The 10,753-nt window shown below is 72.7% G+C and carries 9 protein-coding genes and 1 pseudogene; 2 read left to right on the forward strand and 8 right to left on the reverse strand.

From position 1 onward, the window contains the following. Positions 1–92 precede the first annotated feature (92 nt). Positions 93–1,157 (forward strand): annotated as a pseudogene (locus tag ACWD4B_RS33440) (peptidase C39 family protein); the annotation flags it as partial. Between the two features lie 282 nt (positions 1,158–1,439). After that, the gene (locus tag ACWD4B_RS33445) at positions 1,440–3,617 is read left to right on the forward strand and encodes a putative bifunctional diguanylate cyclase/phosphodiesterase (RefSeq protein WP_451424305.1); all 2,178 of its coding nucleotides are present in this window, start codon (positions 1,440–1,442) and stop codon (positions 3,615–3,617) included. A gap of 173 nt (positions 3,618–3,790) precedes the next feature. On the opposite strand, the gene ACWD4B_RS33450 is transcribed toward ACWD4B_RS33445, so the two are convergent. The 8 genes from ACWD4B_RS33450 to ACWD4B_RS33485 all read right to left on the reverse strand — a co-directional run bounded on the left by ACWD4B_RS33450 (position 3,791) and on the right by ACWD4B_RS33485 (position 10,420). Continuing rightward, a complete protein-coding gene (locus ACWD4B_RS33450) occupies positions 3,791–4,204 on the reverse strand; it encodes a DUF779 domain-containing protein (RefSeq protein ID WP_336416506.1) in 414 nt (137 codons plus the stop codon). Between the two features lie 236 nt (positions 4,205–4,440). Continuing rightward, a complete protein-coding gene (locus ACWD4B_RS33455) occupies positions 4,441–5,697 on the reverse strand; it encodes an ATP-grasp domain-containing protein (RefSeq protein WP_451424298.1) in 1,257 nt (418 codons plus the stop codon). Continuing rightward, positions 5,666–6,607 carry an EamA family transporter gene (locus tag ACWD4B_RS33460; RefSeq protein WP_451424299.1) on the reverse strand — a complete coding sequence of 314 codons (942 nt, stop codon included), beginning with the start codon at positions 6,605–6,607 and terminating at the stop codon, positions 5,666–5,668. Before ACWD4B_RS33460 ends, ACWD4B_RS33455 begins: the two co-directional genes overlap by 32 nt. A 21-nt stretch (positions 6,608–6,628) precedes the next feature. After that, on the reverse strand, positions 6,629–7,306 hold the full coding sequence (locus ACWD4B_RS33465) for a YggS family pyridoxal phosphate-dependent enzyme (protein ID WP_451424300.1): 678 nt from the start codon (positions 7,304–7,306) through the stop codon (positions 6,629–6,631). Beyond that, positions 7,303–8,271, reverse strand: coding sequence for a cysteine synthase family protein (locus tag ACWD4B_RS33470; protein ID WP_451424301.1), 969 nt, complete (start codon positions 8,269–8,271; stop codon positions 7,303–7,305). Before ACWD4B_RS33470 ends, ACWD4B_RS33465 begins: the two co-directional genes overlap by 4 nt. 52 nt (positions 8,272–8,323) lie before the next feature. After that, on the reverse strand, positions 8,324–8,890 hold the full coding sequence (locus ACWD4B_RS33475; RefSeq protein ID WP_451424302.1) for a phosphoribosyltransferase family protein: 567 nt from the start codon (positions 8,888–8,890) through the stop codon (positions 8,324–8,326). 170 nt (positions 8,891–9,060) lie between these two features. Further along, positions 9,061–9,834, reverse strand: coding sequence for a class F sortase (locus ACWD4B_RS33480; protein WP_451424303.1), 774 nt, complete (start codon positions 9,832–9,834; stop codon positions 9,061–9,063). 19 nt (positions 9,835–9,853) lie between these two features. Next, positions 9,854–10,420: a hypothetical protein gene (locus ACWD4B_RS33485; protein WP_451424304.1), complete on the reverse strand. Its 567-nt coding sequence runs from the start codon at positions 10,418–10,420 to the stop codon at positions 9,854–9,856. Between the last annotated feature and the right edge of the window lie 333 nt (positions 10,421–10,753).

Here is a 10,753-nt window from a genome sequence, read left to right on the forward strand (position 1 = left end):
CGCGGCCCTGGTCGGTCTTCAGCCGGTAGAAGACGTCGAAGGTCCGGCTGGAGCCGAGCCCGTGGGGGACCAGCCAGCCGGGGGACTTCCCGTCGTCCCCCGTCCACACGCTCCCCGCTCCCGCCACCGAGATCGTCGTCTCCTGGAACGCCCACGCCCCGGCCGGCACCTGGCTCCAGGCCGAGGTGCGCGCCGCCTACAACGACCGCACCCGGACGCCCTGGTACGTCATGGGCCGCTGGACGGCGGGGGACGGTGCCGGCGACATCCGGCGCACCTCCGTCGACGGGCAGAGCGACGGGAAGAGCGGCGTCTCGACCGACACCCTCGCCGTGGGCGCCCCGGCGAGCGGCGTGCGACTGGTGTCCTACGAGCTCCGGCTCACCCTGTACCGCAGGCCCGGCACCGCGCTGACGCCCACCGTCTGGCGGCTCGGCGCCATGGCCTCCGCGGTCCCGGACCGTTTCACCGTCCCGGCCTCCCGGCCGGGCGAGGGCGCGGGGCACAGGCTGACCGTGCCGCGCTACTCGCAGGAGATCCACAAGGGGCAGTACCCGCAGTACGACAACGGCGGGGAGGCCTGGTGCAGTCCCACCTCCTCGCAGATGGTCCTCGAGTACTGGGGCCGCAAGCCGACCCACCGGGACCTCGCCTGGGTCGACCCCTCCTACGCGGACCCCCAGGTCTGCCACGCGGCCCGGTTCACCTACGACTACCAGTACCAGGGCTGCGGCAACTGGCCGTTCAACGCCGCCTACGCGGCCACGTACCACGACATGCAGGCCGTGATCACCCGGCTGCGCACGCTGAACGAGGCCGAGCGGCTGGTGCGGGCGGGGATCCCCGTCATCACCTCGCAGTCCTTCCTCGCCTCCGAGCTCGACGGCGCGGGCTACGGCACGGCCGGCCACCTGATGTGCGTGACCGGATTCACGCGCTCCGGGGACGTGGTCGTCCACGACCCGGCGGCCAGGACCGATGCCGAGGTGGAACGGGTCTACAAGCGGCGGCAGTTCGAGACCATCTGGCTGAGGACGAAGCGCCGCAATGCCCAGGGCCAGGTCAAGAGCGGTTCCGGCGGCGTCTGCTACCTCTACTTCCCGACCCGGGTCTCCCCGGCCCAGCGGCGTGCGCTGGCATCGGTGGGGGTGCGCTGAGCGGAAGCGGCGCGGCACCCTCCGGGGGAGGGTGCCGTCCCGATCCGGGACCCCGGAGGTATTGCGCATCGGGTCTTTATGTGATCATTTATTTGCGATCATTGCTTGCAGCGGCCAACGATGCTGCCGATAGCGTGATCGTTTGTGCAGAAACGGGCGCAGGAGGCGGAAGGTGCACAGTGGCCGAATGCGGATCGCTCATTTCCGTTTGGCACTTCCCTTCGAACGTGCGATCAGTAGCCTCCTGTCATCACCCCTCCGATGAGCTGGAGAGACAGTCTGATGGAGCGCCGTCCGACCGGTCCGAACCGCACAACCGGTTTGCTCTTGGGTGACCGGACCGGGCACGACGACCGGCTCCGGCGCTTCGCCGCGATCTGGAGCCGTGCGCTCCACCCGACCGCGGAGACCTCCCTGACCCGCGCCGAGTTCGAGAACCAGCTGCTGCCCCTGGCGGCCACGCTGCGCGATGCGCTGCACGCGCGCGTCTTCGACCCCCGGCCCGCCACCGGGGTCGGCACCGCGCTCGTCCGGGCGCAGTGCACCGACCCCGAGGTGCTGCCGCTCGTCCTCGGCGTCATCGACGCCTACCTCGTGCTCTACTGCCCGCCGGGCCCCGCGGTCTCCCCCGAGGAGAGCCGCGCCCGCTGCGCCCGGCTGCAGCATGGCGTCGCCGCCGGCTTCGCGCGCGCCCTGCACGAGCACACCGTCGCCGAGCAGCAGGCCGCCGCCCGCCTGGCCCGGGCCGAGGCCGAACAGGCCCTGCGGTCCAGCGAGGCCCGCTTCCGCGCGGTGTTCGAGGGAGCGGCCGTCGGCGTCGGCATCGCGGACGTCGACGGCCGCATCATGGACGTCAACGACGCGCTGATCCGCATGTTCGGCGGCCTGGAGCAGGAGGTGACCGGCCGCAACGTCGGCGAGCTGGTGCACCCCGACGACGGGCCCGGCACCTGGGGCCTGTACCGCGAACTCGTGCGCGGCGACCGCGACTACTACCGCGTCGAGAAGCCCTACTACCGCGGCGACGGCAGCGTGCTGTGGACCGACATGTCCGTCGCCCTGCTGCGCGACGCGGCGGGCCGGCCGCAGTACCAGCTCGCGCTCATGGAGGACATCACCGAACGCCGCATGCTGCACGAGCGGTTGCGGTACGAGGCCACCCACGACGTCCTCACCGGGCTGCCCAACCGCACCCTGTTCTTCGAACGCCTCGACCGGGCCCTGGAGAGCGGCGCGGAGGACGCCCGTTTCGGCCTCTGCTACCTCGACATCGACGGCTTCAAGGCCGTCAACGACAGCCTCGGCCACGCCGTCGGCGACCGGCTGCTCGTCGCCGTCGCCGACCGGCTGCGCTCCTGCGTCTGCGGCCCCGGGGAGCTCGTGGCGCGCCTGGGCGGCGACGAGTTCGTGGCCCTGACCGCGGGCCCGGCCGCCGGTACCGACGCCGCGGCCCTCGCCCGCCGGATGCTCGCCGCGCTCTCCGGCCCCGTGACCGTGGACGGCCGGGAGCTGGCCGTGCGCGCCAGCATCGGCATCGTCACCGGCGCCGCGGGCGAGTCCGGCGCCGCCGAGGTGCTGCGCAGCGCCGACATCACCATGTACCGGGCCAAGGCGGCCGGCGGCAACCGCTACGAGACCGCCGACGCCGACTCCGACGCCCGCGCCATCGCCCGGCACAGCCTCACCAACCGCCTTCCCGCCGCGCTCGACAACGGCGAGTTCTTCATCGAGTACCAGCCGCTGGTCCGCCTCGACGACGGCACCGTGCGCGGGGCCGAGGCCCTCGTCCGCTGGCTGCACCCGGTCCACGGGGTGCTGGGGCCCGACCAGTTCATCCCGCTCGCCGAGAGCACCGGCCTGATCGTGCCGCTGGGCCGCTGGGTGCTGGAGCAGGCCGCCCGGCAGGCCCGCGCCTGGGGCGGCGAGGGGGACGGCCGCGGGCCGCTGCGGGTCAACGTCAACCTCTCGCCCTCCCAGCTGCGCTGCCCCACGCTCGTCGCCGACACCGTCGCCGTCCTCGACGACGCCGGGCTCGACCCCTCGGCCCTGTGCCTGGAGGTCACCGAGAACGCCCTCATCGGGGCCGACGAGGAGGAGCTGCACACGCTGCGCCGGCTCGCCGACCTCGGCGTCGACATCGCCCTCGACGACTTCGGCACCGGCTACTCCAACCTCTCCTACCTCCGCCGGCTGCCCGTCAGCACGCTCAAGCTCGACCGCTCCTTCACCCGCGGCATGCAGCAGGCGCCGGCCGACCCCGTCGACGTGAAGATCGTCGAGGGCATCGTCTCCCTCGCCCACACCCTGGACCTGTCGGTGACCGTCGAGGGCGTGGAGACCGGCACCCAGGCCGACCACCTGCGGTCCCTTGGCTGCGACACCGCGCAGGGCTGGTACTACGCGCGCCCCGGCCCGCCGGAGCGTCTGCACACGCTGTCGTTGGCGGACGCTGCGTCCTAGGGTGTCTGTGCCCCGTAAGGGGCGCGGGGAACTGCGCGACCAGCCACCGACGGCCTGCAGTCGACGCACTACCCCAGGGGCCGGGGCGCAGCCCTGGGGGCACCTCCCAGCGGTAGCTGGGGGAACCTCGACTGCGGGCGCGTCGTGGCTTGTCGCGCAGTTCCCCGCGCCCCTTACGGGGCGCCCGCCCCGTCGAGCAGCCGTGCCTCCTCGTCCGTCAGCAGCCGTGACCGGATGAGGAAGCGCACCCCCTCGGGCGCCTCCAGCGAGAAGCCGCTGCCGCGCCCCGGCACCACGTCCACCGTGAGGTGGGTGTGGCGCCAGCGCTCGAACTGTTCGGCCGACATCCAGAACCCGGTCGGCTCGGCCACGCCCTCGACGGCCAGCTCCGCGAGCAGTACGTCGGAGCCGCCGGTGCGGAACTCTCCGCGCGGGTAGCACATCGGCGAACTGCCGTCGCAGCAGCCGCCGGACTGGTGGAACATCAGCGGGCCGTGCTGCGCGCGCAGATGGCGGAGCACCTCGGCCGCCGCCGGGGTGATCGCGATACGGGCGGCCTGCGGCCGGCCGGGCGGGTGCGGTGACACGGCATGCGCCTCCTCGGTGCGGTTCCGGGTGCGTTGCCCCGTAAGGGGCGCGGGGAACTGCGCGATCAGCCACGATGCGCCCGCAGTCGAGGTACCGGGTTGGTGCGTCGTCTGCGGGCCGTCGGTGGCTGGTCGCGCCCACGCGGCGGAGCCGCAAATGTCAACAGCCCCGCGCCCCTTACGGGGCAACGCACAAGCCTGCCCCGCCCGGCCCCGGAGCGCCAGAGGCGCACGCGTCACCGCACCGCGTACAGCCCGTCCAGTTCCGCGGTGCGCAGCGCCCGGTAGTCGGACTCGATCTGTCCGGGGTCGTCGTGCAGCAGGTAGCAGACGCCCGGCGAGGTGGCCGAGTCCACGGTCGGTGCCAGCATGTCGCCGACGCCCACGCCCAGTTGGAGACCCGCGAACGACTCCAGCTCCCGGATCCGCTCGAAGCCCGACAGGGAGGTGACCCGGCCGGAGGCGGGCGAGATCAGCGACACGTAGCGCAGGTGCGTCTTGAGCTCGGCGGGCCGGTCGGCCCATGTCCGGAATCCGGCGGGGTCCGAGAGCGCCTCGGCGGTGAGGTCCACGTGGTTGGTGCCGAAGCAGCGGTCGACGACGTCGGGCAGGATCGACCCGGCCAGCCGCGCCCCGCACTCGACGAGCACCGGCCCGTGCCCGGTCAGCATGATCTCCGAGTGCGCCGGCCCGTGCCGCACGCCGAGCGCGTCCAGGACGCCGAGCAGATAGGGGCGGATCAGCCGGGCCGCCGGATCGTCGTCGGACAGCGGCTCCTCGTAGTCGTAGACGGCCGCCCCGCCCCGCCCCGGGCGCTTGTGGTAGCGCCAGATCTCCGCGACGTGGTGCTGGCCGTCCACGCTCACGGAGTTGGCGAAGTACTCGGTGCCCGCCAGGAACTCCTGGACGACCACGGTCCGGTTGGCCGCCCCCATCAGGTTGGAGGAGCCCAGGATGCGGGAGAACGCCGTGCACATCTCGACCGTGTTGGAGCAGAAGAACACGTTGTCCGTGCCCGCGCTGTCGGCGGGCTTGACCACCAGCGGCCACCGGTCGTACGCCTCGGCCCAGGCGCGGGCCGCCTCGAACCGGTGGGTGCGCAGGGTGTCCGGCGCCCGCAGGCCGTGCCCGCGCACGGCCATGGCCATCTCGTACTTGTCCCGCCGGACCCGGCCCGCGTCCACGGCGTTGCCGGGCACGCCCAGCCGGTGGGCCAGGGCGTCGGCGAGGTCGACGCCGGTCTCGGCCCCGGCCACCACGAACGCCGGTCCCCGCCGGGCGAGTTCGGCCACGAGCCCGTCGAGGTCGCCCCGGTGCACCAGGGCGTCCTCGGGGGCGAACGCGCCGGACGGGAAGGTCCGCAGATAGAACCCGGGAACCGCCTCCGAACTCTGGACGTGGGTACAGCCCACGCCGCGCCGCGCCAGCGCGGCCGGCAGGTACCTCCCCGTCGAGAACGCATCAACGATCACGCAGTGCATGTGTGCTGTCACCCTTCTCCTGTACCACCGTCGGCCGTCGTTCTCCGCGCCGCGCCAGCAGGCCCGCGCCGATGAGTGCCGTGATCACCGCGATGCCCACGGCGGAGGACGGGGAGAACGACAGCCGTGGATCGGCCATCTGCAGCAGCAGGGTCATGGCCGGAGCCAGCGAAATGATCATCGAGGCGGTCATCGGGGTCACCCGGCGCACCCCCAGCTGCACCAGATACGCCGGAACGGCCACCCCGATCACCGCGACCACCAGACCCGGCGGCACCGCCCGCGGCAGCTCGCCGGCCCCGCCCGTCCCGGCCAGCACCCAGCCGCCCACCGCCACCGCGCCGAACCGCAGCCCCAGCACCGTGGGCACGTCCAGGCCGGACGCGCCCAGCCGCGCGGAGAAGACCACGTTCGCCGCGGACGCGGCACCGGAGACCACCGCCGCCAGCACCCCCAGCAGCATGGGCGCCAGCTCCTGCGCGCCCACCCCGCTGCGGCCGGCCAGCGACATCCACACCAGCACCACGAGCGTCGCCAGGATCCCGCACGAGGACACGACCTCGCCCGGCAGCACCCGGTCCCGCCGCCACCACACCGCCTGCAGCACGACGGTGCAGGCCGGGCCGACGGCGATCGACACGACGTTGGCGATCGCGGGCTCCATCAGCTTGAGCGCGTAGAGCAGGGTCAGCCAGGTGACGGCCGTGGAGAGGTTGAGCACGGCCAGGTCCCTGCCGTGCTCGCGCACCACCGCCACCAGTCGCGCCCAGCGCAGCCGGACCAGCGCGGCGGTGCAGAAGACCGCGCCCGTGGCGGTGAAGGCCACGGCGGCCACGCTGCCCGGGTCCACCCGCTGCAGCCGGTCGCCCGCGAACACGTCCACCAGTGCCGAGAGCGCACTGAACACGAACAGCGGTACCACACCGCCTCCTTCCGCCCCCGGTCAGACCCCGGCGCGGGGCCGGGGCCCGAACACCGCCGAACCGACCCGCACCATCGTCGCGCCCTCGGCGACGGCCGCCCCGAAGTCCGCGCTCATGCCCATGCTCACCTCGTCCAGGCCGTGTTCGGCCGCCAGTGACCGCAGCAGCCGGAAGTGCGGCACCGGGTCCTCCCCGGCGGGCGGGATGCACATCAGCCCGGTGAGCGGCAGTCCGCAGACGTCCCGGCACTCCTTCACCAGGGCCGCCAGCGCGTCGAGCGCGACCCCGCCCTTCTGCGCCTCCGCGCCGGTGTCCACCTGGATCAGGCAGCGCGGCCGCCGGCCCGTGCGGTCCATGGCCGCGGCCAGACCCGCCGCCAGCCTCGGCCGGTCGACGGAGTGGATGACGTCGAAGAGACCGACCGCGGCCGCGGCCTTGTTGGTCTGCAGCGAACCGATCAGATGCAGCTCGGCATCCGGGTAACGCTCGCGCAGCGCAGGCCACTTGGTCTGCGCCTCCTGCACCCGGCTCTCCCCGAAGCGCCGGTGCCCGGTCGCCAGCGCGTCGAGGACGGCCGCCGCCGGGTGGAACTTGCTCACGGCGATCAGCGCGACGCCGTCCGCCGGCCGCCCCGCCCGTTCGCAGGCCTCCCGCAGCCGCCCGGCCACCGCGGTGAGCCGCTCTCCCGGCCCCGTCACGGCGTGCGCTCCCCGGCGGCCTCGTAGTCGCGGTACTTGCCGTCCCAGATGCTGAAGTACTTCCAGGCCGCGTCGAACAGCACGGTGACCACCACCTGTTCCGGCGGCAGCGTGCGCGCCAGGCGCTGCGCGGCGAAGATGTTGCCGCCCGCCGTGGGGCCGGTGAACAGGCCCTCCTCGGCGATCAGGCGCTTCATCGTCGTCCAGCCGTCGTCGCCCGTGATCAGCTCGACCTCGTCGACCAGCTCCTCGCGGAGGTTGGACGGCACCTTGCCCGGCCCCAGCCCCATCATGTTGTGCGCGTGGTGCTCGAAGGGCAGCCCCTTGCGCTTGGCGTAGAGGGCGGCCGAACGGTCCACCTCCACCGCGGTGGTGACGATGTCCGGGTACTCGGCCTTGAGGACGTCGGCGATGCCGGTGAAGGTGCCGCCCGTGCCGACGGAGCAGATGAAGTGGTCCGGCACGAGCCCGCGTTCCGCCATCCCGGCGACGATCTCGGTGCCGCAGCTGCGCCAGGACCGCCAGTTCAGCTCGTTGGTCGACTGGTCGAGGAAGTGGCTGCCGGGGTGGTCCGCGACGTACTGCCGCGCGGTGTCCTCGCTCTCCAGGAGGAAGCCGTCCTGCGAGGTCTCGATGATGGTGGCGCCGAACGTCTCGATCTGCTTGCGGCGTTCCTCGGTCATGCCGGCCGGCATGATGATGGCGATCTTGTACCCGCGGTCCCTGCCGACGCGCGAGAGCGCGGCCCCGCCGTTCCCGGTGGAGCATTCGACGAGGGTCATACCGGGGCTGATCCGGCCCTGCTTCTCCAGCTCGTCGAGCATGTAGGAGAACACGCGGTCCTTGTGGCTTCCGGTGGGGTTCATGAACTCGCACTTGGCGAAGATCCGGGCGGCTCCCGGCTCCGCGAGGTGCGTCAGCTCGTGGAGTTCGGTGGGCTTGACCGGCCCCTGGCGGCTGGACATGGGCTTGGGCTCTCCTTCGGCGGTTCGGTGGGGAAGCGGGAGTGACGATGCGTCAGTCGAGTACGTAGGCGCGCTGGGAGACGTCGTCCACCGCGATCCTGACGAGCGTCCTGACGTCGATGCCGAAGCGCTCCTCGACCTTCCCCCGGCCGCCGTTCTGCGGCTTCTCCACGGCGACGAGCACCTCGGAGACCGTGGCACCCGCGGCCTGCACGGCCTCGACCAGGGCGATGAGCGTGCCGCCGGTGCTGATCGTGTCGTCGACGATCGTCACGCGGTCGCCCGGCTCGATGCCGTTGACGTAGAGCGTTCCGCTGAAGTACTCGCTGTCGATGGGCACCGGGATGGAGCTGTGCCCGACGTCGTAGGTGTACCAGCGGGCCACGGCGAGCGGGAGGCCGACCGCGAGGGAGACGGCGCCGCCGAGTATCGCGCCCTTGTCCTCCTCGACGAGGATCTTGTCGCTGTCGAACTTCCCGAGTTCCACGAGCCGTTCGGAGGCCTCCCGGAGGACCTCCGGGCGCAGCGCGGGTATCTGGTCGGTGAATTCGTTGACCGTCGTGCGGTGCCTTCCGGAACGGACCGTGGGGGCATCCTGATAGACCTGCTCGAGCAGCATGCGCACTCTCATTTCGCCATGGGGTGGAGAGTGCTTCTTCTATCAGTCGCCCCACGCCGTCCGAGTGGGCTCTGCCCGGGTTCGAGCGGTCCGCGCAGCACCGAACCGGCCCCTGACCTGCGGCAGTTGGGAACATGCCGCGGCCGGGGGCCGGTCGATAGTCTGTCAGGTCAGGCTTCCTCGCCCTGTTCGTTCGTGGCGCCGGGCGGGTGGGGAGGCCGGGGCGGTGCGGGCGGTGCGGGCGGCGCCGAGGGCGGTGGTGCCGCCGGAGGTGCCGCGGGCGCCGACTTGGCGGCCCCCGTCAGATAGGCGGAGACCACCACGTTGGCCGCGTACTCGTGGTGGGCACGGTCGTAGGCGCCGCCGCAGGTGATCAGGCGCAGCTCGGCGCGGCCGGCGCCGTGCGGCCCGTAGACCTTGTCGTCGTCGAAGTGGTCCTTGTCGACGAGCGCGACGTCCTCCACGGTGAACCGGGCGGTGGTGCCGTCGTTGCGGGTCACCGTGATCGCGGTGCCGGGCTTGAGGAAGCGGATCTCGTAGAAGACCGCCGGTGCCTTGTCGGTGTCCACGTGGCCGACCAGGATGGCGGCGCCCTCACTGCCCGGCTGCGGACCGCCCTGGTACCAGGACACGGAGTTGGGCCTGTCGTACGGGGGCGTCTCGACCCCGCCGCGCGGGTCGAGGCCGTGGCCCTCGATGGGGGCCTGCAGGCCGATGGCGTCGATCGCCAGCTGTTGGGGGCCCGCCCCCGGCAACGGTCCGTGTGCCGGGGGCAGGCCGGTGCGCGCGGGGGAGCGGGCCGCGGCGGCGTCACCGGTCCGCGGAGCCGGGGATATCGGCTCCTCGGCGATGTCATGGCCGCGTAGCCACAGGGCCAGCAGCAGTGCCGTCCAGGCCGCTCCGGTCAGCAGGCGGCCGAAACCACCTGTGCGCGCTTCTGACATGGTGACGGTTCGCTTCCCGTCACCGCTTCGCCGCGGCGCGGCGGCGGTTCCAGATCAGACCACCGGCCAGGGCCACCGTGGCGCCGCCCGCGAGGACGAGCGTCGAGGCGTCGGGAGAGGACTCCGCGGCCGGGGTGATCGCGGTGGCGCCGCCGCCCGCGTGGTTGTGGCCGTGCGGACGGCTGTTGTCGCGGCCGTTGTCCCGACCGTGGTCGTGGTCGCGGCCGTGGTCCCGGCCGTGGTCGCGCCCGTGGTCCTCACCGCGGCCGTGGTCGTGGTCCCGGCCGTGGTCCTCGCCACGCCCGTGGTCCTCACCGCGGCCGTGGTCGTGGTCGCGGCCGTGGTCCTCACGTCCGTGGTCCTCGTCGCGGCCGTTGTCGTCACGTCCGTGGTCCTCGTCCCGGCCTTCGTCGTCACGACCGTTGTCACGGTCGTGGTCGCCGCAGCCGTGGTCGCAACGATGGTCCTGGCCCGCCTGGACGAGACGGGCCTCGGCCTGGGCGGGACTGAGGGCGTACGCGGCCGGGGCCGCGCAGAGGGCAACAGCCGTCAGAGTTCCACAGAGAGCGGTACGAATTGACTTCATTGGGTGTACCTCCTTCGCTTCAGAGATTCACCCGCCGCCCCTGCCGGAGCATCCGCTGCGTAGTTCTACTGCTCCATTCGGTAAGGAATCAGGGCCACACGGGGGAGCGGCGCGCGGAGATCCGCGGGATCCGGGGCCGTTTCGGATATAGGGGCACCGAGTCCCGAAGGGGCGCGGGGAACTGTGCGGCCGGCCACGAGGCGCCCGCAGTCGAAGCTCCCGGGGCTTCGCCCCGGGCCCCTGGGGTGGTGTGTCGGCTGCGGGCCGTCGGTGGCTGATCGCGCAGTTCCCCGCGCCCCTTACGGGGCGCCCCCTAAAGGGGCGGCAGCCCCT

Source organism: Streptomyces sp. NPDC002536 (assembly GCF_053594995.1).

Coding starts and splice junctions, on each gene's coding strand:
- ACWD4B_RS33470 (WP_451424301.1), bottom strand. CDS start 8,271: ATGTCCAGCCGCCAGGGGCCGGTCAAGCCCACCGAACTCCACGAGCTG.
- ACWD4B_RS33445 (WP_451424305.1), top strand. CDS start 1,440: ATGGAGCGCCGTCCGACCGGTCCGAACCGCACAACCGGTTTGCTCTTG.
- ACWD4B_RS33480 (WP_451424303.1), bottom strand. CDS start 9,834: ATGTCAGAAGCGCGCACAGGTGGTTTCGGCCGCCTGCTGACCGGAGCG.
- ACWD4B_RS33475 (WP_451424302.1), bottom strand. CDS start 8,890: ATGCTGCTCGAGCAGGTCTATCAGGATGCCCCCACGGTCCGTTCCGGA.
- ACWD4B_RS33485 (WP_451424304.1), bottom strand. CDS start 10,420: ATGAAGTCAATTCGTACCGCTCTCTGTGGAACTCTGACGGCTGTTGCC.